This window comes from Actinocrinis sp. (assembly GCF_035653575.1).
Taxonomy (GTDB): Bacteria; Actinomycetota; Actinomycetes; order Streptomycetales; family Catenulisporaceae; genus Actinocrinis.
The window spans coordinates 1-25,670 of the sequence record NZ_DASRBQ010000121.1; the positions used below are offsets into that span (position 1 = coordinate 1).

Sequence of the window (25,670 nt, forward strand, 5' to 3'; positions counted from 1 at the left end):
ACCGTCTGGTTGTAGACCACCTGCGGGGAGCTGAGCGGGGCCTGGTCCGGGATGCGGTCCACGCGCACGTTCACGCTCCCGCTACCCGAGAGCCAGGACTGCGAGGACAGGCCGTTGAAGGTGACGGACGCGGCGCCGGTGAAGTTGCCGTCGTCCCCGAGGATCGCCACCGCCCGCTTGTTCCCGCTGTCCTCGCTCGCCGCGATGGCGGTCGAGCCGACCTGCCCGGAGGTGGTCACCAGCGTCCCGGTCATGTCGGCGTAGTCGCGGAACGCCCACCAGTTCCCGGTCGGCTGCCAGCTGCCGCCCGACTGCGTCAGCAACCCGGTCAGGTTCGGCGTCTCGCAGCACGCCCAGTTGCCGCGCATCGCGTTGGTGTATCCGGACTGCGCGAAGCGGGCGAGGTACCACGCGGACTGACCGGCAGTCTGCTGGTCCTGGGGCTGGAACTCGTTGGAGGACAGCGGGAGGTGCGCGATGCCGTTGTTGGACAGGGCGCTGTTGAGGGACTGGGCCACCGCCACCGGGTCGTCGCCGTCGCCCTCGTTGTGGTTGGAGATCATGTCGGGCACCGTGCCGGCGCTCTTGACATGCGCCAGCCAGGTGTTCCACTGGCCCGCGTTCTGCTGCGGGGTGACGGCGAAGGAGGGGCCGACGATCGTCGCGCTCGGCGCCAGCCTGCGGATCTCCCGGTAGGCGGCGTCCCACATCTGGAAGTACTGCGCGCTGTTGATCCCGCGCGTCCAGAACGCCGAGATGTCCGGCTCGTTCCAGATGTCGTAGGCGAACTTCAGCCCCGAGGCCTGCAAGGCGCCCACCGTCGCGTCGACGAAGCTGACCCAGTTCGAGCAGTTCCCGTTGTCACAGGGCCACACCGTATTCGACGGCTGACCCCCGTCGGCGCCGTAGACGTCGGTGAGGATGAACTGGTACTGCGCGTGATTCGAGCCCTGCGTCAGACGCTTCGCCTGGGTGATCGCCTCGTTGACATCAGCCTGCGTGCCGGAGCCGTACTGATAGTTGTCCCCGATCCAGCCGCGCGACGCATGCCCTCCACCGCGATACGCATTGATCTGCAAGGGTTGAAGATACTGATCGGCGGGCTGGGTACCGTCCTGGCTGATGCCGTAGAGGAACCCTTCCCCCACGCCAGTCGACGGTCCACGCCCGGACGACAGGTCGACGCTCAGCGATTCACCGGACGCGGCACTGCCCGCCGTCGGCACGAGCAGTGGGATGGCCACCACCAGAGCGGTTCCAGCGGCAAGCGCCAGTCGACCGGAAACTCTAGTCCGCACGTCGCTCCTCCATCGGTCCGGCGCCGCTACACCGTGGCGCCGAGCTGGACGCCGCACCGGCGGAGAGGCTGTGTTACCGGTAACAATCACGCCGATCCTGGGAGCTCCCGCATGAGGTGTCAAGCACGAGTGCGGCTTAAGTCCACGCACGCGCCGAACGCAGGAAACTCCGCACGTACGCCTGTGAAACCTTCATCCGTAGACAGATATCCGGCGCGGTTCAGCCGACGATGCGCGCGGGTACCAGGTTCGCAGGACGAGGGTGCCGGAGCGGGGGGCGTGGCTCATGCAGATCACTGAGGTCACGGGTTTCGGAGTGAGGTCTGCGGCGATCCGCCTGCGCCGGGACGAGACCCCTATGCAGTTCGCGCTCTTCCCGATGCTGCACTTCGCGGCGCCCTCGTTCTACGCGCAGGTGCGCCGGCGGCTGCAGGAGTGCGCGGTCATCGTCGCGGAAGGCGTATCAGGGCCCTCCCTGCAGGAGAACGCCATGAGCTTCGCCAACCGCTACTTCCCCCGCGGGCGGCAGCGCGGGATCGTCGGGCAGAGCGACGAAGCCACGCTGCCCGAAGGCATCCCGGTGATCCGGCCGGAGGTGCCGCCCGCCGAGCCGGCCCTCGATCTGCGCGGCATTCCCGGGCTCAAGCAGTTGGCGGCGCTGGCCGGCGTCAACCTGGCGCTGGTCACCAGCGTGCACGTGATCAGCACCGCGCTCGCCATCGCCGGGCCGCGGGCGCTGTGCTCCAAGGATCTGGAGATCCACGATTTCGCGTTCACCGCGCGCGAGGAGCAGATCGCTGATTCGCGGCTGTCGCACATGGTCATGGACGATCGCGATCAGAAGCTGCTGGCGGAGCTGGTCCGGCTGCATGAACAGCGCTGCCACGAGCCGATCACGGTCGGCGTGGTCTACGGCGCCGCACACATGCCGGCCGTCTCCAACGGGCTCATGGAGCGCTACCGCTATCGGCCGCGCAACGCGGAATGGATGACGGCGTTCACGCAGGGCTGACCGTAGCTGGTTTACCGGGCCCGGTTAACCGTTCGGCAGCGGCGGAAGGGTCTTCTCCTCGAGCCACGCCGTGAACAGGTCGTCGAGTCCGTAGACGCTGTAGCGGTTGGCGTGCTGGATGAACTGCGCCGTGCTGACCACGCCGTGCCGGTGTTCAGCAGCCCACTGCTTCAGCATGACGAAGAACGGCCCGTCGCCGAGGGTGCAGCGCAGCGCGTGCAAGACCAGCGCGCCGCGCCGGTAGAGCCGGTCGTCGAACATCTTGCGCATGCCGGGGTCCGCCAGGCGGAGGGTCTGCGGCAGGCCCCTGAGTTGCGCGTGGGATTCGGCGGCCAGGTCCGCGGCGCTCGCCACGCCGTCGCCGCAGCGCTCGGACCACAGCCACTCGGCGTATTTGGCGAAGCCCTCGTTGAGCCAGATGTGCCGCCAGTCGGCGACTGTCAGGCTGTTGCCGAACCACTGGTGTGCCAGCTCGTGCGCGACCAGGCGCTCGCTGCCGCGTCGGCCGTCCACGTGATTGGTGCCGAAGGTGGACAGGCCCTGCGCCTCGACCGGGACGTCGAGCTCTTCGTCAACGACGACGACGGCGTATTCGGCGAAGGGGTAGGGGCCGAACAGCTCCTCGAACAGCTCCATCATCTGCGGTTGGCGGGCGAAGTCGTGCGTGAATCGCTCGCGCACCCTGGCCGGGTACGCGGCGTTCTGCGGCACCGGGTTCGCGGTGAGCCGGGTGCGGGTGTAGCGGCCGATCTGCACCGTGGCGAGGTAGCTGGCGGTCGGCGCGGGCTGCTCGTAGACCCACTTGGTCGTGCTGGCCGCGACTTCGTGCGTAATCAACGTGCCGTTGGCGACCACCATGTAGCCGGCTGGAACGGTGACGGCGATCCGGTACGAGGCCTTGTCGTCGGGACGGTCGTTGCACGGGTACCAGGACGGTGCACCGATCGGCTGGGAGGCGACCAGCGCCCCGTCGCTCAGCTCCTCCCAGCCCAGTGCGCCCCACTCGCTGTGGACGGGGCGCGGAGTGCCGGTGTAGCGCACGACGACGGTGAAGGGGGATCCGGGCTGTGGCGCGGCAGTGGGGCGCACCCGCAGCTTCCCGCCGCGATGCGTGAACTTGGCGGGGACCCCGTCGACCGTGACCCGTTCGACCCGGAAGGCGGCGAGATCGAGGGCGAACTCGCGCAGCGGCGCGGCCGCGTCCGCCGCCACCGCAGTCAGGCGGACGGTGGCGGACAGCCGGTTGCCGGCCGGCCGGTAGCGCAGGTCGAGCTCGTAGCTGCGCACCTGGTAGCGCGGGTCGCCGTGGTCGGGGAAGTACGCTTCGGTGGCGTCTGACGCGGTGGTGGACGTGCGCGTCTCGGTCTCGGTTCGCCCGGCCGGGTCGTGCTTCGGCGGCACCAGGATCAGTCCGCTCCGAGCCAGGCCTCGATGGGATTGCCCAGCCACCGGGAGTTCGCCGGAACCGACTCGCCGCGCATGACCAGCGAGGCGGGACCAATCGTGACGCCCTCGCCGAGGGTGGCTCCGGGCAGCGCGATGCCGTGCGGGCCCAGCGTGGCGCCGGCCTCGATCCGGACCTCGTCCAAGCGCATGATCCGATCATGGAACAGGTGTGTTTGGACCACACAACCCCGATTGACGCTGGCGCCCTCTCCCAAACTCACCAGATCGGCCTCAGGCAGCCAGTGGCTCTCGCACCACACGCCCCGTCCGATGCGCGCGCCGAGGCCGCGCAGCCACAGGTTCATCACCGGGGTGCCTCCGGCGGCCCCGATCAGCCACGGCACCGCCAGCGACTCGACGAAGGTGTCGGCCAGTTCGTTGCGCCAGATGAAGGCACTCCACAGCGGGTGCTCCGCCGTCGTGAACCGGCCAACCAGCAGCCACTTGGCGGCGATGGCGAGCGCGCAGGCGACCGCTCCGGCCGCGGGCAGCACCAGGGCGCCGGCGAGTGCGGCCGCCCACCAGCCCCAGGCCTGCGCGGCGGCGGCGAAGGCGCCCAGCGCGAAAAGGGCCAGCGCGGCCGAGCACAGCACCGGCACGATCCGGCAGCTCTCCACGAGCGCCCGCGCGACCAGCAGCCGGCGGGGCGGGTCGAAGGTGCGGCTCTGGTCGCCGGCCTCCACGGCGCGCGGCAGCTTCATCGGCGGCATGCCGAGGTAGGAATCGCCCGCCTTGGCCTTCTTCGGCGCGGCGGAGAGCACGCCGACCAGCCCGTCGCGCGGCACCTTGCGTCCGGCGGCGGTCATGCCCGAGTTGCCCAGGAACGCGCGTGCCCCGATACGGGCCTCGTCGATGCGCAGCCAGCCGCCGCCGAGTTCGTAGGAGGCGATCATGGTGTCATCGGCGAGGAACGCGCCGTCGCCCACGGTGGTCATGCTCGGCAGCGCGAGCACCGTGGAGGCCTCGACGCCGCGACCGACCTTCATACCCAGCGCCCGCAGCCACAGCGGTGTCAGGGCGCTGGCATACAGCGGGAAGAGCACCGTGCGCGCGCCGTCCATCAGCCGTTCGGTGGTCCAGGCCTGCCAGGCGACGCGGCCGTAAAGCGGATGACGGCCGGCGCGCAGCCCGAGGCTCAGCCCCCGCACGCCGAGCAGGACCAGCAGCGCGTAGGCGAGCAGCCCGCCGAGCGCGGCGGCAGGGGAAATCGCGAGCGCGGAGCCGAGCGCCGCCGGCAGCGAAGCGGAGCCACGCACGGCCAGGCCGATCAGCAACACGCCGGGAAGCGCGGCCAGCAGCGGCAGCAGATTCAACACGAACGCCGTGGTCGTGTACACGAGCGTCCAGTGCGGCTTGTGGACGGGGCGCTCGCCGGGGTAGCGGGTGGCGCGGCCAGTCTTCACCGCGGGCACACCGGCCCAGCGCTGGCCGGTCTTGACCGCACCGGCCGCCGCGACGTCGGACACGACGGATCCTGGCGCTATCTCCGCGCGCTTGCCGACCCGGGCGCCAGGCATCAGCACGCTGCGAGTGCCGACGACGGCGCCCGCACCGACCCGGATGGGCCCAAGGTGCAGCCGGTCGCCGTCGAGCCAGTGCCCTGACAGGTCCACCTCGGTGCCGATCGCGCATCCCCGGCCGAGCTTGAGCATTCCGGTGACCGGCGGCAGGGAGTGCAGGTCGACGTCCTCGCCGATTTGGACTCCCAGGGCGCGGGCGTACCAGGTGAGCCAGATCCCTGACAGGCTGGTCGCGCCGCTGGACTCGGCGAGGCGCTCGGCGGCCCAGAGCCTGAGATGCACCGCTCCGCCGCGCGGGTACGTGCCGGCGGTGACGCCGCGCAGCAGGACCCGCGCGCCTGTCGCGGCGATGGCCAAGCGTCCGGCGGGACTGATCAGGAGCACCCAGCCGGCTAGGACCCACCACCAGGAGAGGGTCGGTGCCCACGGGTGCGGTCCGTACCAGTGCAGGATGTTGCTGAACGCCGCGAGCGCGACGCACCACCGCAGCCCGACGAGCGCGTACATCGCCGCCATCACCGCGCTCTGCACGAGCCCGGCGCGGCGCGGCGTGGGTTCGACGACCCGTGGGCCGTCCTGGGCGTGCCCGGCGGCCGACCGGTCCAGCAGGGCGGCGAGGGCGCTGAGCGTCGAGTACTGATACAGGTCGGCGACGGAGATCCCTGGATGGCGGGTTCTGATGCGGGCGACCAGTTGGGCGGCGGCCAGGCTGCCGCCGCCGAGCGTGAAGAAGTCGTCGGCGGCCGAGGCGGGCGGCGCGCCGAGGATCTCGCCCCACAGTCGGGCCAGCCAGGCTTCGGTCGCGGTCAGGTCGGCCGCGGGACGCGCGGGGGCGTCGGCGTCGAGGCCCGGCAGCGGCCAGGGCAGCGCGGCCCGGTCCACCTTCCCGGAGGTGCGCACGGGCAGCGCCGGCACGACGGCGAGCAGCGGGACCAGCGCGGCCGGCAGTGCGGCGCGCAACCGGCGTACCGCGTCGGCGCGGTCGAACTCGCCTTGGCCGGTCGAGAGCACCAGATACCCGACGAGGATCTGGTTGCCACCGCGCGCCGTGCGCACGGCCGCGGCCGCCGCCGCGACCCCCGGAAGGGCCTGGAGCGCCGCGTCCACCTCGCCGAGTTCGATCCGGCGGCCGCCGAGCTTGACCTGCTCGTCGGCGCGGCCCAGGAAGAGCAGGCCCTCGGGTTCGGCGCGCACCAGGTCGCCGCTGCGATAGGCGCGGTCCCAGCCGAGGGCGGGCAGCGGGGCGTACTTCTCGGCGTCCTTGTCCGGGTCGAGGTATCTGGCCAGTCCGACGCCGCCGATCACCAGCTCGCCGCTCTCCCCCATCGGCACGAGTTGTCCGGCGCCGTCCACCACGGCCAGTTCCCAGCCGTCGAGCGGCAGTCCGATGCGCACCGGACCGGCGCCGTCGAGCCGCGCGGCGGTGGCGACGACCGTGGCCTCGGTGGGGCCGTAGGTGTTCCACACCTCGCGGCCCTCGGTGACCAGGCGCTCGGCCAGCTCCGGCGGGCAGGCCTCGCCGCCGAAGATCAGCAGCCGCACCTCGTCGAGGCAGTCGTCCGGCCACAGCGCGGCGAGGGTGGGGACGGTGGAGATCGCGGTGATCTCCTGGGCGACCAGCCAGGGTCCGAGGTCCACGCCGCTGCGCACCAGCGCGCGCGGGGCGGCGACCAGGCAGGCGCCGTGCCGCCAGGCCAGCCACATCTCCTCGCAGGAGGCGTCGAACGCGACCGAGAGTCCGGCCAGCACCCGGTCGCCCGGACCGAGCGGCTCCTCGGCCAGGAACAGCCGGGACTCGGCGTCCGCGAAGGCCGCAGCGCTGCGGTGCCGCACCGCCACGCCCTTGGGCTTGCCGGTGGACCCGGAGGTGAAGATGATCCACGCGTCGTCGTCGAGGCCAGGGCGCCCGGCAACCACTGGCGGGCGTGCGTCGCCGCGCACCTCGAGGGTCCGCCCTGCTTCGAGCACGGCCGCGACGCCGGCCTCGGAGAAGACCAGCCGGGCGCGCTCGTCGGGGTCGTCGGCGTCGACCGGAACGTACGCCGCGCCGGCGGCGAGCACCCCGAGGATGGCGATGTAGAGGTCGACGTCGCCGGAGGGCATGCGCACTCCGACGCGGTCTCCGGCGCCGATGCCCGCGGCGGCCAGGCGGCGGCGCACCGTGTCGACCTCCGCCGCCAGCGCGCGGTATGTCAACACTCTGGTGCCGTCGTCGAGGGCTGGCTCGTTCGGGTGGCGCCGTACCGTGGCGTCCAGGATGTCGACCAAGGTGCGCGGTTCGGCGGCTTGAGCCCCGTCGAACACCGCGTTCACCTGCGACAACACGGACTCGGCCGGGCCCGGCTCGGCCTGCTTCTCAATCAGCGCGTACGGCGCTTCCACGACAGCCATGCGATCCCTTGGTCGGCGGGCATCGAGCGCCTCGGTGACGGGGCATCCAGCCCAACCTGCACGACCGCGGCGCGACGGCGCTGGCCTGATGTCGTGGTCTCGATGAACTTCTCAGCCAACCATCCTACCGCTGACCTCGATGCCCAGCCGTTGTCACCGGGCCGGCGATAGTGTTCAAACGGTCGAGCCCGCTCGAGTGCGCTGGTCAGCCGGTCGCACGGATCCAGGAGGCAGCAGCGTGACGATGGAGCACGAGGAGTTCGATCCCGCGGCCGTCCTTGACCAGATCACGGCCGCGACCGAAGACTTGGTGCGGACGGCGGGCCGGTTCACCGACGCCGACGTGAGTGCGCCGTCGCTGCTACCGGACTGGTCGCGCGGACACGTGCTCACGCACCTGGCCCGCAATGCCGATGGCGGACGACGGCTGCTGATCTGGGCCCGGACGGGGACGGAGACGGCGGAGTACCCGAGCCTGGAGGCCCGCGCCGCGCAGATCGAGGAGGGAGCGGGCCGCGGCGCCGCCGAACTGCTGGCCGACGTCCGCGACAGCGCCGCCGCATTCGAAGCCGAATACCGCAGCATGCCGCCCGAGGCGTGGAACCGGATCGTGCACTGGACCCGCGGACAACAGCGCCCGGCCGCACGCGCCGCCGACTCCCGGCTGTCCGAGGTGCTGGTCCACCACGCCGATCTGGACGCCGGCTACACACCCGCCCAGTGGCCCGCGGATTTCGTCAGGACCATGCTCGGCCGGGTCGCGGCCTCCTTCACCGCGCGCGAGGACGCACCTGCCATGCGGCTGTACGCCACAGACACGGACACCGAGTACGAGATTGGCGGCGCGCGACCTGCGCCGGTCATCCACGGTCCGCAAAGCTCGCTGCTGGCCTGGTTGATGGGACGCTCCCAGGGCGCCGACCTGCCCGTGCACGGCGCTGCGGGCCTCCCCGAACCGCCGTTCCTCTACTGATCCCCGGCCGCGCCCGATCCGGCTGGGCAGTACTTCGCCTTGACCGTCAGGAGCAGGACGCCGGCGCGATCAACGCGCCGAGCGCGGGGACCTTCAGCTGCTGTCCCGCATAGATCATCGTCGAGCTTCCCAGACCATTGAGCTGCTGGAGTTCGGAGACGGTGCTGTCGCAGCGCTGCGCGATGGCTCCGAGCGTGTCGCCGCCGCGCACGGTGATGGTGGTGGTGTCCGACGCTCGGGGCAGCAGCCCTTCGAGCGGCAAGGCGGTCGGCAGGGCGATCGGGCGCAGGCTCGGATACGTGAGCAGGCTTTGGTAAAAGCCATTGTCAGGCGCGGAGTAGGAGTAGTACGGGACCGCGAGCGGCTGGTCGCCGAGCGGTGGCGACTGGTTCTGTATCTGCGAGATGCCGCTGATGGCACCGAACACGGCGATCAGGCCCACGGTGACCACGAGGAACACGGTGAGCTGATTGCGGCGCCGCCGGCGGGCTTGGGCGTCCTCCTTCGGGGTGACGGTCAATTCCCGCTGCGGCTGGCCGGCTTCGCCGAGCGCGACGGGGCCGTTCACGTCGACGCCGAGTTCCGCCAGATGCAGCCGCAGCCTGGGCACCTCGCGCCGGTCCCGGACCGCCGCGGCGAGCAGCGCCGCGAGTTCCTCGGCAGTGATGTCGCGCGGGGTCAGCAGGCTGTTGCCGGTCCACGACAGGTGCCAGACGGCGCCGCCGATACCGACGAGGGCTTGTCCCACCAGGCTGAACAACGCTCCGAGCAGCCGTCCTGCCGGGCCTGCCTCGCCTTGATCGGAGGCCGGATCGGCGGCTCGACCGGATCCGCCGCCGGCCCCGCGGTTCCCCGCCGCGTCTTCGGGCGCCGCGACGCCGAGCGCACGATCGAGTTGCTCGGCCAGTTCGTCGCGGCGCCCCGCCTCCAGGCAGTCCAGGACCGCGGCCACCGGCGCGTCGGCCGCCGCCGGGCCAAGGAGGCGGGCCACGGCGCGCTTCAGTGCTCGGGCCGGTGCTGAGGCGCGCGACTCCACCACCAGGACCAGCCATTCCCGCCACGGGACCCGCTCCGAATCAGGAGGCTGAGTATGCCGCGACGTGCGTCGCAGCAGGGCCTCGCGGTTCCGAATGAGTTCGAGGGCGAGGCGCCGGTCGCGCTCGCGCTCATCGGCAGCTGATTCGAGTGCGGCCAGTGCTTTGAGACGGGTGGCGAGTGCCGGATGCGTGTCGTGCCGGTCGTCGGAATCCTTCGGCGTCGCGGCGCGCAGCGCGTCGAACTGGTCGCGGTAGTACGGGTCGTCCAGCATCGCGCGATAGGCGCTGAACGGGTCGTCAGGCAGGCGTCCGGCCCTGCGCATGGGCGCGATGACCTGGCTGCTGAACGCCGTCCAACTGGCCGCGATCGCATGCACGGAGCGCAACGCGTCGCCGGTTGTCCGCGCGCCTGCGATGCGGGCGGCCGCAGCATCGGCCTCCAGTTCTTGCCGCCGGTTGACCGCGAGCGCGATGCGGTAGTAGAGGCGCGCGTACTGGGACAGCGGGGCGTGCAGTATCCAGGCGAACGACATGCCCCCGTTGCTGCGTATCGCTTGCAGCCGGTCCAACGTGCCCTGTAGCGACGCGGAGCCGCGGTACACCAGAGCGGCGAGCCGGGTGTGGTTGTTCGCGTAGTGGCCGAGCTCGTGACAGAGCACTGCGCGCAGTTCGTCCGCGTCCAAGCCCACGAGCAGCGGCGCTCCGACGTAGAGCACCCTGGTGCGGCCCTTCATCAGCCCGAGCAGATAGGACTCCTCGAACACCATGGCGTTCGCGTCGCCGATCAGCCGGATTTGGGACGGCGGCCGGGTGCCCACCTCCTGGGCGAGTCGCTCGACCGCCTCCCACAGCTCCGGGGCCTGCTCGCGGCCGACGAGCACCGAGTCCGGCAGTGGCGCGTTGGACCGGCTGACCGCGAACACTCCGTAGAACGCGGCGAGCAGCATGGGCACACTGGAGACGATCACTGCCGGCATCGCGGGCGGCAGGCCCTCGCCGGGCGGAACCGGCAGGCTGGCCCACAGTGCCAGCAGGCCGATGTCCCCACCCACCACGGCCAGAATCACCAGGTAGAAGCCGATCAGCAGCCCGAGCGCGAGGGCCGCCCGCAGCGCCGTCCTCACCGGCCCGCCTCCGTCCCGGGCTCCTCCCCCTCGGCGGTGCCGGCGTCCTGATCGGTACTGCCGCCGGCGCCTTCGCCGTCCATCGGCTCCCCGAGCGCGGATTCGATCCGCGCGCGGACCCGCTCCAGCGCGTCCGGCGAGTCCTCCACCCCCTCGCGCAGCCAGCGTTCGGCGGCCCGCAGCATCGCGGTCAGCGTATCCACGGAGGCTGACATCCTGGCGCCGGGAACCGTGATGGGTACGGGGAATCGCCCGTTCGGCACCAGCGAGTCGTCCGCCGAGCCCTGGCGGCGCCTCGGCTCCAGCTCCAGCACCCGCTCCAGCGTGCGTCGGGCGTTGCGGACATTGCCCGCCACGGTGACGCGCCGAATGCCGAGCTTGGCCGCGATCTCGTCCTGAGGCATCCCGAAGAGCGCATGCAGCACGAGCGCGGTTCGCTGCTTGGCAGGCAATCCGGCCAGCGCCTCAAGCACCGCCATCGCCTCGGCGGTCTGTTCCGGCGTCGCATCGTGCGGAACGGGCATCACGTCGATCACCTTCCGCTCCCTGGCCTTTTTACGCGCCTGGGCGCACAGTTCGTTGCGCAGCACGGTGTACAGCCATGCCTCGGGCGCCTCGTACTCCTCACGGATGCGGTCCCAGGACCGGAACGCGGTGATATACGTGTTCTGCACCGCGTCCTCGGCGTCTTGGCGGTGCCTGCAGAACATCATCGCCCTGGCGAGCAATCCCGGGCTGGTGCGGGCGAAGAACGCGGCGAAGTCCTCCCGCTCGGCCGATCCGCGCACGTAGTCCGCCTTCACCGGCTTACCCCCCACCCCTGCGCAGGACCGTCGACGAGGACCAGGACGACCACGACGGCGGGAGCCTGGCCCGCGACCGACACCCGCGCCGCGAGCCGCCCGCCGCGCTTGCCGCGCCGCCGGTGCAGCGACGCGAGCAGCCGCTCAGCCGCCCGGCACACCAGCTCGACCGCCATCTCGGTCACCATCGACACTACCGGCAACTGCATCTCAGGACACCGCCTATACGCAGAGTTCTTAGTCTGTGTGGACACCGGTATGAGTCGTCCCGAGGCCGAAATGTTTATCCGGCGCGGCGGTCGCGCTCCACACGCGGCGTCGGCGCAGGTCCACGGCTATACACACGGCTATACATTCGCCTCATCCGCGCCAGTGGTTTGTCCGATGACAGGGTGGGCAAGCAGGGGCAGTGGACAGTTCAGGCCAGGTAGGCAGCAGCCGTCCGCCGAGTCCGGCGCGCGTGCGGCGACGGCTGCGTGGCACGGCGCTGCTCGGTGTTGTCGACGAGCGGCTCGGCGCGGGCTTGGACGGGCTGGTGCGCGCCCATCACCGGCGCCGGCTGTCCCGGCTGGGTTGGGCGCAGGTGCTGGAACCCGACGATCGAGACCGCAGGTCTGACCGCACCACCGATGATGCGCCCGCGTCGAGCCCTGACGGCAACGCCGGATTCGCTCATCCCGTCAGGGCGGGCAACGCCGTACGCGTACACATCGACGGCGACGACGCGCTCGCCGCAGTCGCGAAGGCGATCGCCGAGGCGAAGTCGTTCGTGCACATCGCCGGCTGGTTCGCCTCCCCCGGCTTCAAGCTCACCCGAGACGCGGACGCGCCCGCGCTGCGCGACCTGCTCGCCGAGGTTGCCCAGCGAGCCCAAGTCAGGCTGCTGCTTTGGGGCGGTCCCCCGCTGCCGCTGTTCAAGCCGACGCGGGCCATGGTCGCGCAAGCCTGCGCCGGATTCACCGAGCGCTCGAACGTACGGTGCGTCCTCGACCGGCGAGAGCGCACGATGCACTGCCACCACGAGAAGCTCGTCATCGTGGACGGGGAGCAGGCGTTCGTCGGCGGCATCGACCTGACCGATCTCGCCGGAGACCGCCGCGACAATCCGCTGCACCGGCCCGACCGCCCGCTCGGCTGGCACGACGCGGCCACCCAACTGCGCGGGCCGATCGTCGCGGACGTGGCGGACCACTTCGCGCAGCGCTGGCGGGAAGCGGCGGGCGAGGAACTGGCTCCCGCTTCCGTCCCGCCCCCGGCCGGCCAGACAGCCATCCAACTGGCGCGCACCGTGCCCGAGCGCACCTATCGCTTCGCGCCGCGTGGCGACTTCTCCATCCTGGACCAGTACCTCAATGCTCTGCGTGACGCCGAATCGCTGGTCTACCTGGAGAACCAGTTCTTGTGGTCCACCGAGGTGGTCGACGTCCTGGCGCACAAGCTGCGCCACCCACCGCGGGACGATTTCAGGGTGCTGCTGATGCTGCCCGAACGGCCGAACAACGGCGCGGACACCAGCCGCGGTCAGCTCGGCCGGCTGCTCGCCGCAGACGACGGCCGTCACAGGCTGCTCGCCACGACCGTGAACGCTCTAGCTGACCTCACCGTTCAGCCGGGGCGTGTCTACGTGCACGCCAAAGTCGGCATCGTGGACGACATGTGGCTCACCGTCGGCTCGGCGAACCTCAACGAGCACTCGCTGTTCAACGACACCGAGGTCAACGTCGTCCTCCACGACCCGGCCATCGCTCGCGCCACCCGCCTGCGCCTGTGGTCCGAGCATCTGCAACGACCCGAGGACGAGATCAGCGGCGAACCTGCCCGGATCATCGACGAACTGTGGCGGCCGATCGCCGAGGAGCAAGAGCGCCGCAAGCGCCACGGAGAACCGCGTACTCACCGCCTGATACTGCTACCGAACGTGTCTCGCCACGCCGAACGCCTTCAGGGACCGCTGCGCGGCCTGCTCGTCGACGGCTGACCGCCGGCGGCTGACAGCTGACCGAACCCCCACCGCGCGGCATTCGCCTCCGGCCTCGCCCGCAAGCCCGCCGGAGCCGACCTACACGCCCACGCGGTTAGCCTGAACTGCGCGTGTGACGGGATCGAGGCTCGAAGACAAGTAACGGGTGTGAGCGAGACGAGAGCGCAACCACGACCGCTATCGCAGCAGCCGCCGAACGCCCGGGACGCCGCGCGGCGCTCCGGCGGGCGTGACGCGGCAGCGGAGTTCGAGCGGCTCTACCGGGCGCAGGTGGACGCGGTCACCGCGTACTTCGCCCGGCGCAGCGCCGACCCGCAGACCGTCGCCGACCTGACCGCGGACACCTTCGTACAGGCCATCGCCTCCTTCGGGTCCTTCGACCCGGCCCGGGGCAGCGGGCGTGCCTGGCTGTTCGGCATAGCCAGGCGCGTCTATGCAGGCCACTGCGAAGCGCGCAGCCGGCAACACGAAAGGGTGGCGCGCCTCGCCGGTCGCAGGGAGCTGGAACCGGACCAGGTCGGGGAGCTGCTCGACCGCATCGACGCCGAACGAGCGGGCCGCGCGCTGGTCACCGGGCTGTCCGCGCTGCCCGAGGCCGACCGCGCGCTGGTCGAGCTGGTGGACCTGGCCGGCCTGCCGCCCAGGGAGGCGGCGGCCGCGCTCGGCCTGTCGGCGGGCGCGGCGCGCATGCGGCTGATGCGCGCCCGGACCCGGCTCCGGAAGTCGACTGACCAGACGAGGAGTGAGGGCATTGACTAAGTTCGCAGACCAGTTGTACGAGGACCTGATGCGCGAGCACGGCGCCGCGCTCCAGGCCCTGTCCGAGGACACGCCGGCGGCCGCGCCCGCGCGCCGGCGCCGCCACCGTGCCGCCCGACCGGCCTGGCTCACCGCCGGGGCGGGCATCGTCACCGCGGCGGTCACCATGGGCTTCGTGCTGTTCGGCGGGAGCGCCGGCGCCGCGTACGCGGTGACGCAGAACCCTGACGGTACGGTCTCGGTCGCCGTACACGAGGCCTCCGCGATCAGCTCCGCCAATACGACGCTGAAGGCGATGGGCGTACGGGCAGTCGTCGTGCCCGTACGCGACGGCTGCCCGCGCCTGGACACAGTGACCTCGCCGCAGCCGGGCGGCGAGATCTCGGTCCAGGTCCGTAAGGGCGATGGCACAGCGATCACCGTGTCCGCGAAGGGCATCCCGGCGAACGAGACCCTCGTGCTCGGCTTCGACAGCGTGCGCGGCGGCATGGTCACTGCGGCGGGGCTCGTGAAGGGCAAGGTGCCCGGCTGCATCAGCCTGCCCGCATCCAGCTTGCTTCCGCCCCCGCCCGGCAGCGGGATCGGGAGCGAAGGCCAAAGCGGTAGCGGGAACTCGAGCGGAAGCAGCCAGCAGGGCACGACGGTCAGCCCCTGACCGCGTGAGCAGGCGCGCGGCGGCCTCGGACGGTCAGCTGTCCGAGGCTGCCGTACGCGTGTCCTCTTCAACGCGACGATCTCACCCGATGCACGAGCGCCGATGACGCGAGTCCATGCGCCGTCCACACCCTCCGGCACTCTATTCGCGGCGATTCGCATTCCGGAAGTAGATCGTCCGGAATCGCGTTTAGGGTGGCGCTATGGCTATCGCAAGTTTCCCGGGCCTCGTGATCGACTGTCCCGACGCCGGCGCCCTCGCGGCGTTCTACGCGGCGATGCTGGACTGGAAGATCGAGGTCTCCTCAGACTGGGCCGAGATCGTCGCCGAATACGGGCAGCGCATCAGCTTCCAGCAGGTGCCCGACTTCACCCCGCCGCAGTGGCCCGCCCAACAGGTACCCCAGCAAATGCACCTCGACGTCAACGTCGACGACCTCGACGCCGCCGAGGAGGCGGTGCTCGCGCTCGGCGCGGTCAAGCACGAATACCAGCCCGGCGAGACCTTCCGGGTCTTCCTCGACCCGGCCGGGCACCCGTTCTGCCTCTGCCTGACCTGATCGTCCGGCGCGGCCGGCGACTCACGCCCAGGGCCGGGGCCGGTCAGAGTTCGTCGCCGGAGATCCGCAGTTGGCCCAGCGCGTCGGCGTTGGCGTTCCACAGCCCTACCGCTTCGGCCTTCGCCGCCGAAGCGGCTTGGGCGTAGTCGTCGGCTTGCTGATAGTTGGGATCCGTCTGGATCGCTCCGGAGGTACAGCCGGTCTGAAGGTCGGCGGCGATGTTCGCGTATGCCGTGTCGGACTGCGCGGACGTGAGCCAGGCGTGCTTGAGGGCCGCGACGAGCTGGACGTGGTCGGGGACCTTCGAGACGTTCAGCGTGGCCAGCTGCTCGACCTGCTCTTGCCGCTTGCGCGCGATCGCGCGCAGCTTGCTCTGCGCGTTGGACAGGTTGCGGCAGCCGTTGAGGTCCCAGATCGCGCCGTTCGCGTCTGAGCGCATCGGCGTGAACTGATAAATCAGCATGTAAAGCGCATCAGCCTGCTGCATCGCCGTGCCGCCTGGGCTGGTGGCGGCCGGAACCGGGTTGCCGCTGTTCGCCGGGGTGTCACCCGTGCCCTGGGCCAGCACCTTCACGCCCAGGACGGCGGTGACCAGAGTGAGCGCGACCGTGGCCGCACGGCTGATCGTCACAGCCGGCCGCCTGGACCGCCACCGCGAACTTCGAGACGGCTCCTCGCGGAAGATCGACGTCTGAGACGGTGCCGACACTGCCACCGCCACGGCCGCAGCCGCGGCTCCGGGGCGGACCGCGTGATCTTCGCCGGCGGACACGAGATCAGGCACCACGGCGGCGTCCTGCTCATCCTGTTCGTCGGCATCGTACGGTGGCGCAACGTGGAGTTCCGGCTGCGCATTCGAGCCGGAGGGCGCTGAGGGGTGCTGCACGGCCAGTGCGTGCCAGCGTTCCCGCCACACCTCGGGATCCCCACCGCAGGCCTGCACGTAAGCCAAAGTCACGTCCAGCGAAGGCAGTCTCGCACCCGAGGCGGCCACCGACAGCGTGCTCGCGCAGTACCCGGCGCGCTTGGCCAGCACCCGGTAGGGCACGTTGCCCGCCGCTTCGCGCAGCGCTCGCAGATCCCACGCGAAACTCGCCAGTGGTCCGGCGCCCGGATCCAGGAAACCCTCGTTGCGCGGCATCCCAAGCCCCCTGTGAGAGAACTACGCCACATCGGCTGCGATCAAGTGCCCATGCGAGGCTACCGGCCCGTGCCGCCACCGCGTTCACCACGCTACCAACCAAGACGCCTTACGTCAGTTACCGATGAGGCAAGGCTCTCCCACCTCGATCCCCGGATCGCGCCGGTCCCGGCCCGACCTCGTTGTTCGGCATTGATTGGCGAACGCCGTGAACCAGCGCCAATCAACATCCCGGGCTCTATCACTGGATGAAGGCCCGGTGGATCCTCTCCTCTCTCCATGTCTGCATCGGGGGGCTGGATGGTCGGAAAGAGGTTCGCCGTCAAGACGGGAGATATGGCAGTACTCCCGACAGTCTTGACGGCACTCGGTATCCACCGGGCCCGGTGACCGCACCACCGACCTCCCCCGGCCACCATCATCGCCCGCCGGGTCGACACAGCCACCCGACATGATCAGAAGGCACTCCCACCCATGGATGAGCCAGGACTGCACCACCGGAACCGAGCCCGGGACGTCACCCAGCACGTAATGACATCAAGCAGCAGCGATGGAGGCAACCGCGCTACTCGCGCGCGTACGACCAGAACCGCCGCGGCAGCGATAGCCGCGCTCGCCCTCGGTGCCGCCGCCTCGTGCAGCAGCGGCACGACCGGGCCCACCGCCCACGGCGCCGACACCATCACGGCGAACTACGGGCTCACCGGCGTGGTCAACCCCTCGACACACAAGGGCGGCACGCTCGTTCTTGGCGGGACTCAAGATCTCGACTCGGTGGACCCGGTCAACCAGTACTACGCGTACTCATGGGACTTCTCGCGGTACTACGCACGCCCGCTGATGGCCTACAAGGTCGGGGCACCCGGCTCGGCGTCTATTCAACTGGTGCCGGGCCTCGCCGCCAGCGCGCCGACGGTCTCCGCCGACGGCAAGACGTGGACCGTGAAGATCCGGTCGGGGCTGAAGTTCTCCAACGGAGAGCCGATCACGTCCAAGGACGTCAAATACGCCATCGAGCGCTCGTATGCCGTGGACAGCGTCAACCCGGCCGGCCCCGAGTACTTCCAGGCGGTGCTGACCGACGGAACCTACCCGGGCCCCTACAAGGACAAGTCGGCCGACCACCTGGGGCTGACCGGTGTGGACACCCCGGATGACACGACCCTGGTGTTCCACCTGGTCGCGCCGTACAACGACTTCCCGTACGTGCTGACCATGCCGCAGACCGCGCCGGTGCCGATCGACGTCGATCAGAACCCGGCGACCGGCGCACTGAACTACACCGGCACCACCGTGGTCTCCTCCGGCCCGTACATGATCTCCGCGTACACGGCGGGCAAGAACATCACGCTCACGCGCAACCCGAACTGGTCGGCGGCGAGCGACCCGAACGACCCCGCGCTCCCGGACAAGATCACGGTCAAGACCGACTGGAACGCGACGCAGCTGGACCAGGCGATCCTGGCCGGCACCGTGGAGGCCGACTACGCCGGCAGCGGCCTGCAGACCGCCGACGTGGCCTCGGTGCTCAGCAACCCGGCGAAGAAGAAGTACACGGACAACCCGTCCGCGAACGCGACCCGCTACATCTCGATCGACGAGGACGTGGCACCGTTCGACAACGTCCACTGCCGCAGGGCGGTCGCGTACGCGCTGAACAAGGTGGACCTGGTCAACGCGCGCGGCGGCGAGATCGCGGGCGCGAAGATCGGCAACACGATGCTGCCGCCGGGGGTGCCGGGCCACACGGACGCCAACCCGTACCCGACCGGCGCGGACAGCAAGGGCGACGTGGCCAAGGCCAAGGCGGAACTGGCGGCCTGCGGCAAGCCCAACGGCTTCTCCACCGGGATCATCACCGTCAACACCGGCAAGGGCCCGGGCGGGGCGATCGCGCTGCAGAACGCGCTGGCGCGGGCCGGCATCACCACCACCATCACGCAGGTGGAGGGCTCCAAGTACTACAGCCAGAACCTGCAGCGCCCCGAGGTGATGAAGAGCAAGGGCTACGGCCTCGCGCTGGCCGCCTGGGGACCCGACTGGCCGACCCCGTTCGCCTTCTTCTCGCAGATCACCGACGGCCGCCTGCTCACGGCCACCAGCAGCGGCTCGAACTACGGCAGGGTCAACGACCCGGTGATCAACGGCCTGCTCGACCAGATGAGGGGGGCCAAGACCTCGAGCGACGCCGCCGCGCTGGCCAGCCGGCTCGACGCCCAAGTCATGTCCGACGCCGTGTACATCCCGTACGGCTACGACACGCTCCTGCTCGCGCGCGGCAAGGATGTCACCAACTACTACATCTCGAGTGCCTACAACGGCCTGCCAGACCTGATCGCCATGGGCGTCGTCTCCTGATCGCGCCGCTGCCGACGGCCTGATCGTTCGGCCTGGACCCAGCCGCTCACCCGGGAGAGGGGAGCGGCTGGGTCCAGGTCTGCTGTCGGGCTTGCGCCTAGGCCGCCAGCTGGAACGCGACCGGCAACCGCTTGACACCGCTGAGGAACGGCGAGCGGACCGGCACCGCGGGACCGCACCGGGTCACCCGGTAGGGCGACTCGATGAGCTGCCGGAACAACGAGGTCAGTTCCACGCGCGCAACGCCGCGCCCGACACAGCGGTGCACCGCGCTGCCGAAGCCGAGATGCCGGTTCGGGGACCGGCCCACGTCGAACCGGTACGGCGCGGCGAATGCGGCCTCGTCGCGGTTGGCCGAGATCAGCCACACGGTGACGATCTCCCCCGGCGCGATGGTCATCCCGCCGACCGTCCTCGGGCTGCGGCACATGCGCAGCACCTGGCGCACCGGCGAGGTCCAGCGCACGATCTCGTCCACGGCCCGGGTCAGCAGCGCAGGGTCCTGACGCAGCCGGTCGAACTCGGCCGGGTTGTCGAACAGCGCGTCCAGGCCGCCGGCCGCCGCCGAGCGCGCGGTCTCGTTGCCGCCCAGCAGCAGGCTGAAACAGTTGAGCGCGATCTCGTAGTCGTCAAGCCGCCGCCCGCCGACCTCCGTGTTGATCAGCAGGCTGACGAAGTCGTCGCCACGGTTCTTGCGCCGGGCCCTGGCCAGCACGGTGAAGTAGTCGATGATCTCGCTGTTCGCCGTGGTGCGGGCGGCGTCGGCGGTCGCGTCGGCGGCGAACTCGGGATCCTCGGCCGCGAACGTGGCCAGGCTCAGCCGGGCGAGCAGCGGCCGTTCGGGCGCGGGCACGCCGAGGAAGTCGCAGGTCACTTCGATGGGCAGATGGTCGGCGACGTCGCGGGCGAAGTCCACCTCACCGGCCGCGGCGGCCCTGGCCAGCAGGTCGGCCACCACTTCGTCCACGCGCGCGGACAACTCGGGCAGCGGATGCGCGTTGACGGCGTGGTTGAGCAGCGCACGGATCTCAGTGTGCTGTGGCGGGTCGGCGACCGTGACCATGACGCCCGCGGCCGGATCGCGCTCGCGCCGGATGCGCAGCATGTTGCCATACTCCGAGCTGAACGCAGCCGTGTCGGCAAGCACGTCAACCGCGTCCGCGTATCGGGTGACGACCCAGAAGCCGCCGTCCGGGCCGGGGTTGCGATACACCGGCTCGTCGCGGCGCAGTGTCGCCAGCGCGTGTTCGAACGAGTCGTCGACGAACAGCTGCGGGTCGCTCAGGTCGATCGTGGCCTCGCTCATCGGGACACCGCCTCGGACATGCCGCGTCGCGCCGGTGTCGCCGGTACTGTCCGCCCCTGCGCTCGCGCCGCGGCGTCGAGGGCCGCGGCGAACTCGGCCAGGGTTCGCGCCTCGAGCAGCGAGCGCATCGGCAGGTCGAGATCGAGTTCGTCCCTGACGCGCATGACGAATTGCGTCGCCTGCAAGGAGTTGCCGCCCGCGTCGAAGAAGTTGTCGCCGATCGCCGCTTCTCCGACCATTTCGCGGTAGACGGCGAGGACCAGCTGTTGCGCCGGATCGCCTGGCGCCTGTCCTTCAGGCGACGGGTCCACGTTCGCATCGGCGTCTTCGGCGTCGCTCGCCGCCAACGCGGCCCGGTCGATCTTCCCGCTGGGCAGCAAGGGCAATTCGGCCAGCCGGATGAAGCGCGCGGGCACCATGTGCGCCGCCAGGTAGCGGCGCGTCAGGTCTCGTAGTTCCTCGTCCGGCACTTGCGCATCGTCCTTGGCCACGTAGTAGCAGCGCAGCTCGGCCGTACTGACATCGACCACTGCGACAGCACGCACCACCGCCGGATGCCTCTCCACGACGCGTTCGATCTCGCCCGGCTCGATGCGCAGCCCGCGGACCTTGATCTGGTCGTCGAGCCGGCCGTGGAACTCAAGGCAGCCGTCGGCGCGGCGGCGCACCTGGTCTCCGGTGCGGAACATCCGCGCGTCTGCCGAACGGCCGAACGGATCCGCCACGAACCGGAGTGCGGTCAGCTCCGGCCGGCGCCAGTAGCCGCGGCCGACGCCCGGCCCGCCGATGCACATCTCGCCCAGTTCGCCGTCGGGCACCGGACTCAGCCGATCGTCGAGCACGTACAGCTGTTGTCCGGGCAGCGGATAGCCCCACGGGATGGCGCCTTCCGCGTCCTCGGGCCGCACGCGGTACCACGTCGAGCAGTACGACGTCTCGGTCAGACCCGCCAAGTTGAACAGTTGCGCCATCGGAGCGACCGCGCGGGCCAGTCCGATCACGCCGGGCGGGAAGCGGTCGCCGCCGAGCGCGACCACGCGCAGGCTGTCCGGCAGCGTGCGCCCGGTGGCCAGCGCCCGCTGTAGTACCAGGTCGAAGAGCGCGGGCGCCGAGTTCCACATCTGCACCTGCTGCTCGTGCAGCATCGTGATCAGCCGGTCCGGGTCGTTGACCTCGTCCGGTCGCGGAACCACCACGCAGCCGCCGAGCAGCCAGGTGCCGAACACCTCGAACACTGACATGTCGTAGTTGAGCGACGAGATCAGCGCGATCCGGAAGCCGTCGGCCACCGGCAGCACTTCCACCAGCCCGCGCAGCGTGTTGACGACGCCGCCGTGCGCGTTCATCGAGCCCTTCGGCCGGCCCATCGAGCCCGAGGTGTAGATGACGTAGCAGAGATCGTCCGCGCTGACCGGCATCTCCGGCGGCTGTTCGAACCGGCCCGGCGTATCGCAGACCGCGATGACTCCAACCGTCGGCAGTTGGCGCGCGGTTTGCGGAGCGTCGACGACGACGGTGTCGATCTCGCTGTCGCGCACCATGAAGTCGAGCCGCTCGCGGGGATAGTCCGGATCGAGCGGCACGTAGGCGCACCCTGATTTGAGGATCCCGAGCAGGCCGACCAGGCCGTCGATTCCGCGGTGTGCGCAGATGCCGACGAGCCGGCCGGGCCGAGTGCCGCGCTCCTGCAGGGCGTGCGCCACCGCGTTCGCCCGCTGGTCGAGGTCTCGGTAGCTCAATCGCTCGGCGCCGCAGACGACAGCCGGCGCGTCAGGCCGGCTCCGGGCATATTCGAAGACTGATTCGTGGAGTAGCACGGCTCTCCTCGGGCTGGGGTTTTCCTGCGCTATCCGGCCACCTCGGTGGCGGTTCCGTGCGTGATGCGTAACAGTTCGTCGAAGGTGGTCGGGAACGAGGCGTTGGGATGCCCGGCCGCGGCCCAAACGGTCTCGTATTGGCGCAACGCGACGTCGACGAGCGTGGGCAGTGGCTGCGGGTGGCCGACCGGGGCGACGCCGCCGATCGGCTGGCCGGTGGCGGCGCGGACGAACTCCGGCGTCGCGCGCCGCAGCCGCTGAACGCCGAGCAGGGCCGCGCACTTGTCCGTGTCCACCCGATGCGCGCCGCTGGCCAGGATCAGGAATGGCCGGCCGTCGCCGTCGAACACCAGGCTGTTGGCGATGGCGCCGATGGAGACGCCGAGTCGTTCGGCCGCCTGCGCGGCGGTGGCGACGCGCTCTGAGAACATATGCACCTGTCCGGCGACCTCGAGCGCGGCGAGCCGGTCGGCTACGGCTTGGGCATTGGGGTGCAGCGGCGGCATGGGTCTCCGATCCGCGGCCGGCATCTCATTCTGTACATAGAACGATTCGTTCTGTTTAGTAGACTATGGTCCTGGAGGTCTCATGTCTAGCAGCACCCTTGAGGAGCCGGTCCGCACCATCGCCCGCAACCTGCGGCGGCTGCGCGAAAACGCCGGCGTGTCGCTGTCCACGCTGGCCAAGGCCGCCGGCGTGGGCAAAGGCACGTTGTCGAGCCTGGAGGCGGGCGCGGGGAATCCGACCATTGAGACGCTGTGGGCGCTGGCGAAGGCACTCGACGTACCGTTCGGCGAACTGCTCGCGCCGGTACGCTCACCCGCGGTCTCGGTGGTGCGCGCGGGCGAGGGCATCGAGGTGACCGGCTCCGCGGGCCGGCTCTGGCTGCTGGACCGGGTGGCCAGCGACCTGTTCGAGCTGTTCGACATGACGTTTCCGGCCGGGCAGCGGCACGAGTCTGGCGCGCACCGCAGCGGTGTATTCGAGCACATACTCGTCATCTCCGGACGGCTTATCACAGGCCCCTGCGACAACCCGGTCGAGCTGGACGCGGGCGACTTCGTGAGCTTCGCCGCCGACGCGCCGCACCTCTATGCCGCGCCCGACGGCCCCGCGCGGGCCGTGCTGGTCATGAACTATCCGGCTCGCAACCGCGGTCGCGACATGGCGGCCACCTCAGAGCCCAGTCGGGAGGCGACGTGATCGAGTGGCTGGCGCTGTCCACGGTGCCGAAAGGTCCGATGCTGCTGTGCGTACCGTTCGCCGGCGCGGGGCCGTCGGCCTATCGGGACTGGCCGGACGAGCTCCCAGGCATCGAGGTACGCGCGGCCTACCTGCCGGGCCGTGAGCGCCGCTTCCGTGAGCAGCCGTCCCGCGACATCGCCGCGCTCACCGCCGATCCGCAGCCGCTAGTCGAGTTGGTCGAAGGCCGCCGCTACGCGCTGTTCGGCCACAGCTTCGGCGCGCTCGTGGCGTTCGAACTGTGCCGCACCGCCCGCCGCCACGGCCTCCCAGCCCCCGAAGCGCTGCTCGTATCCGGCTGCCGCGCACCCGACCTGCCGGCCCGCCAGCTCACCTACGACCTGCCCGACGACGCATTCGTCCGCTCGCTGGACGACCTCGGCGGCACGCCGCCCGCCGTACGCGCCAACAGGGAGCTGATGGAGCTACTGCTGCCCACCCTGCGGGCGGACTTCGCCGCCGCGCAGACCTACCGGTTCCGCGCCGAGCCTCCGGTGACCACGCCGATCACGGCGTTTTGCGGCCAGGACGACCCCGGCGTCCCGGTCGAGGACATGACCGGCTGGGCACGCCACTCCCACGGAGAATTCGACCTCCAAACGCTCCCGGGCGACCATTTCTTCATCGCCGAGCACCGAACCCGGATCGCCACCGCTGCACGCGCCGCACTTTTCGCCCCAAGGCCTGAGAGGCGCATTGAGACCGTCGCCTCCACTCCACAGCACCGGGCCGCTGGCGATCGAGCAGGGTCAGCATTCCCCAACTCTGCGCGCGAGAACTAGCCGGTACCGCGCGCTGCCGTTCTTGCGATGGCCCAGAGCCGTCAACGGGACGCTCGTCACAGCGAATCCGGATGCTGACAGATCGTTGCAGACCGCGTCCAATGGCCAGGTGCGGTAGTACATGACGAATCGCGGACGCCAAACGGCATTGCGCACCCGCATGGCCACATCGAACCCGAGCATGGCCCAATACCAGCGCGAAGTCATCGGCGAAGGCGTGCCGAGAGGGAATGCGAAGAGCCCGCCAGGCCGCAACGCCCGATACACCTCAGCGAACAGCGCGGGTCTTTCTGCGGGCAGGAAGTGACCGAACGCTCCGAAGCTGACAACCAGATCGAACGCTCCACCAAAGGGCAGGGCCCGCACGTCGGCCCGCACCCACTGCGCGTCCGCCTGCGGATGCGCCCTGCGCGCCTGCTGAAGCATCCCGGTGCTGAAGTCGACGCCTATGATCGATCCCTGACAGACGGATGCCAGGACCCGCATTCCCGCCCCAGTCCCGCAGCACACGTCCAATCCCCGACCGAACGGGCCCAACGGACGCAGCGCGTCGATGGTCGCGTCAAGCACGTCATCGGGCGTGCGGAAGGCCGTGTGGTCGAACTTCGGAGCAAGCAGGTCGTAGCCGTCCTCCACCGAGGACAGCGCCTGCACCGCAAGTTCACGCAGGGACGGTCCCTGAGACGAGGCCATGCGCCAAGGGTACGTCCGCCCCCGACGCTCGGCAGGGACGCTCGGTCCTCGCGACAGCGCGGCCGCTCCACCGCATTACAGCCGGGCCTCGCCCGCTCGTCGGATCGTGAGTGCTGCAGCATCCAAGGGCAGCCAGGTTCCGGGCGGCGGTGTGATCATTGGCTTGTCTCGAATAAGTGTCACGGCAGAGCGACTGGCTAATATCGAGACGAGGATCGGAGGGACCGGCTCGCGAGTGGACCAGATCGTGGTGATGCGGTGATGGCGAAGCTTCGGTGCTATTGCGACACGATCATCCAGACCAGTGGTGGAATCCCCAATGAGCTGGAATGGAAGATAATCTCGGACATCGAGTTTGACAGATTCGCGGGCATGGTGAACGCCGAAGAGATCTACTCAGCGTGCAAGTCGGCGTTTCGTTGCCCCACTTGCGATCGCTTGTGGATCTTCTGGCGCGACATGGAACACCCACCGCGATGTTATACGCCGGAGGCGCTTGATGAAATCGGCGAGGTGGATGAGTAGGCGCCCTAGTTATTCCATGCTCATCACTCAATGTGAACTTTGCCCGGTTCGGTAGGCGACTTGGTCCTGACCGGGTTTTAGTTGGAGGGCGCACGGGTGATGGACGGACTGTTTCCCGAGTCGCTCGAAGCGGCTTAGTCACCCGCTTAGCCACTCAATAGCCTCAGGGTCTGACTCCGGACTATCGGAGTCAGGCCCTGACCAGGCTCTACAGCGTCGGGCTGACAGGATTTGAACCTGCGACCCCT

Annotated in this window: 21 protein-coding genes; 10 read left to right on the top strand and 11 right to left on the bottom strand. The window is 70.1% G+C overall.

The window, feature by feature from the left end; all coding sequences use genetic code 11:
* The coding region (locus tag VFA06_RS17335; RefSeq protein ID WP_349260225.1) for a GH39 family glycosyl hydrolase at positions 1–1,247 on the bottom strand (1,247 nt) is incomplete at its 3' end.
* Between the two features lie 409 nt (positions 1,248–1,656).
* Here VFA06_RS17335 and VFA06_RS17340 point away from each other — a divergent pair.
* Positions 1,657–2,310 (top strand): hypothetical protein, encoded by a 654-nt coding sequence (locus VFA06_RS17340; protein ID WP_324841636.1) that lies wholly within the window; start codon positions 1,657–1,659, stop codon positions 2,308–2,310.
* A gap of 24 nt (positions 2,311–2,334) precedes the next feature.
* Here VFA06_RS17340 and VFA06_RS17345 read toward each other — a convergent pair whose 3' ends face one another.
* Positions 2,335–3,711 carry a M1 family metallopeptidase gene (locus VFA06_RS17345; RefSeq protein WP_324841637.1) on the bottom strand — a complete coding sequence of 459 codons (1,377 nt, stop codon included), beginning with the start codon at positions 3,709–3,711 and terminating at the stop codon, positions 2,335–2,337.
* Positions 3,712–3,716: 5 nt separating this feature from the next.
* Positions 3,717–7,667: a Pls/PosA family non-ribosomal peptide synthetase gene (locus tag VFA06_RS17350; RefSeq protein WP_324841638.1), complete on the bottom strand. Its 3,951-nt coding sequence runs from the start codon at positions 7,665–7,667 to the stop codon at positions 3,717–3,719.
* 244 nt (positions 7,668–7,911) lie between these two features.
* Here VFA06_RS17350 and VFA06_RS17355 point away from each other — a divergent pair, with 244 nt between their 5' ends.
* Positions 7,912–8,640, top strand: coding sequence for a maleylpyruvate isomerase family mycothiol-dependent enzyme (locus VFA06_RS17355; protein WP_324841656.1), 729 nt, complete (start codon positions 7,912–7,914; stop codon positions 8,638–8,640).
* Positions 8,641–8,686: 46 nt separating this feature from the next.
* On the opposite strand, the gene VFA06_RS17360 is transcribed toward VFA06_RS17355, so the two are convergent.
* From VFA06_RS17360 to VFA06_RS17370, 3 genes are read right to left on the bottom strand one after another with little or no spacing between them, the layout of a single operon-like run.
* Entirely contained in the window at positions 8,687–10,801 is a 2,115-nt protein-coding gene (locus VFA06_RS17360) for a M48 family metalloprotease (protein ID WP_324841639.1), read from the bottom strand.
* Positions 10,798–11,604, bottom strand: coding sequence for a sigma-70 family RNA polymerase sigma factor (locus VFA06_RS17365; protein WP_324841640.1), 807 nt, complete (start codon positions 11,602–11,604; stop codon positions 10,798–10,800). Before VFA06_RS17365 ends, VFA06_RS17360 begins: the two co-directional genes overlap by 4 nt.
* Complete coding sequence (locus VFA06_RS17370) at positions 11,601–11,813, bottom strand: hypothetical protein (protein WP_324841641.1); 213 nt, start codon at positions 11,811–11,813, stop codon at positions 11,601–11,603. Before VFA06_RS17370 ends, VFA06_RS17365 begins: the two co-directional genes overlap by 4 nt.
* 200 nt (positions 11,814–12,013) lie before the next feature.
* Between VFA06_RS17370 and VFA06_RS17375 the strand changes: the two genes are divergently transcribed.
* The 4 genes from VFA06_RS17375 (at position 12,014) to VFA06_RS17390 (ending at position 15,558) form a co-directional block, all read left to right on the top strand.
* Positions 12,014–13,582, top strand: coding sequence for a phospholipase D family protein (locus VFA06_RS17375; protein ID WP_324841642.1), 1,569 nt, complete (start codon positions 12,014–12,016; stop codon positions 13,580–13,582).
* Between the two features lie 150 nt (positions 13,583–13,732).
* Positions 13,733–14,344 (top strand): RNA polymerase sigma factor, encoded by a 612-nt coding sequence (locus VFA06_RS17380; protein WP_324841643.1) that lies wholly within the window; start codon positions 13,733–13,735, stop codon positions 14,342–14,344.
* Entirely contained in the window at positions 14,337–14,999 is a 663-nt protein-coding gene (locus VFA06_RS17385; RefSeq protein ID WP_324841644.1) for a hypothetical protein, read from the top strand. Before VFA06_RS17380 ends, VFA06_RS17385 begins: the two co-directional genes overlap by 8 nt.
* A gap of 202 nt (positions 15,000–15,201) precedes the next feature.
* Complete coding sequence (locus tag VFA06_RS17390) at positions 15,202–15,558, top strand: VOC family protein (RefSeq protein WP_324841645.1); 357 nt, start codon at positions 15,202–15,204, stop codon at positions 15,556–15,558.
* Between the two features lie 43 nt (positions 15,559–15,601).
* On the opposite strand, the gene VFA06_RS17395 is transcribed toward VFA06_RS17390, so the two are convergent.
* Positions 15,602–16,699 carry a helix-turn-helix transcriptional regulator gene (locus tag VFA06_RS17395; RefSeq protein WP_324841646.1) on the bottom strand — a complete coding sequence of 366 codons (1,098 nt, stop codon included), beginning with the start codon at positions 16,697–16,699 and terminating at the stop codon, positions 15,602–15,604.
* 531 nt (positions 16,700–17,230) lie between these two features.
* Here VFA06_RS17395 and VFA06_RS17400 point away from each other — a divergent pair.
* Complete coding sequence (locus tag VFA06_RS17400) at positions 17,231–19,057, top strand: ABC transporter substrate-binding protein (RefSeq protein WP_324841647.1); 1,827 nt, start codon at positions 17,231–17,233, stop codon at positions 19,055–19,057.
* A 97-nt stretch (positions 19,058–19,154) separates the two neighbouring features.
* On the opposite strand, the gene VFA06_RS17405 is transcribed toward VFA06_RS17400, so the two are convergent.
* From VFA06_RS17405 to VFA06_RS17415, 3 genes are read right to left on the bottom strand one after another with little or no spacing between them, the layout of a single operon-like run.
* Positions 19,155–20,363 carry a cytochrome P450 gene (locus VFA06_RS17405; protein ID WP_324841648.1) on the bottom strand — a complete coding sequence of 403 codons (1,209 nt, stop codon included), beginning with the start codon at positions 20,361–20,363 and terminating at the stop codon, positions 19,155–19,157.
* The gene (locus VFA06_RS17410) at positions 20,360–22,180 is read right to left on the bottom strand and encodes a non-ribosomal peptide synthetase (protein WP_324841649.1); all 1,821 of its coding nucleotides are present in this window, start codon (positions 22,178–22,180) and stop codon (positions 20,360–20,362) included. The genes VFA06_RS17405 and VFA06_RS17410 overlap by 4 nt, the downstream gene beginning before the upstream one ends.
* 29 nt (positions 22,181–22,209) lie before the next feature.
* On the bottom strand, positions 22,210–22,686 hold the full coding sequence (locus VFA06_RS17415) for a YbaK/EbsC family protein (RefSeq protein ID WP_324841651.1): 477 nt from the start codon (positions 22,684–22,686) through the stop codon (positions 22,210–22,212).
* Positions 22,687–22,768: 82 nt separating this feature from the next.
* On the opposite strand from VFA06_RS17415, the gene VFA06_RS17420 reads away from it, so the two are divergent.
* Positions 22,769–23,383 (top strand): XRE family transcriptional regulator, encoded by a 615-nt coding sequence (locus VFA06_RS17420; RefSeq protein WP_324841652.1) that lies wholly within the window; start codon positions 22,769–22,771, stop codon positions 23,381–23,383.
* Complete coding sequence (locus VFA06_RS17425) at positions 23,380–24,204, top strand: thioesterase II family protein (protein ID WP_324841653.1); 825 nt, start codon at positions 23,380–23,382, stop codon at positions 24,202–24,204. The genes VFA06_RS17420 and VFA06_RS17425 overlap by 4 nt, the downstream gene beginning before the upstream one ends.
* On the opposite strand, the gene VFA06_RS17430 is transcribed toward VFA06_RS17425, so the two are convergent.
* Positions 24,172–24,897 carry a class I SAM-dependent methyltransferase gene (locus VFA06_RS17430; protein WP_324841654.1) on the bottom strand — a complete coding sequence of 242 codons (726 nt, stop codon included), beginning with the start codon at positions 24,895–24,897 and terminating at the stop codon, positions 24,172–24,174. The two genes, VFA06_RS17425 and VFA06_RS17430, sit on opposite strands and share 33 nt — an antisense overlap.
* A 261-nt stretch (positions 24,898–25,158) precedes the next feature.
* Here VFA06_RS17430 and VFA06_RS17435 point away from each other — a divergent pair, with 261 nt between their 5' ends.
* Positions 25,159–25,422, top strand: coding sequence for a hypothetical protein (locus VFA06_RS17435; protein ID WP_324841655.1), 264 nt, complete (start codon positions 25,159–25,161; stop codon positions 25,420–25,422).
* The last annotated feature ends 248 nt before the right edge of the window (positions 25,423–25,670 follow it).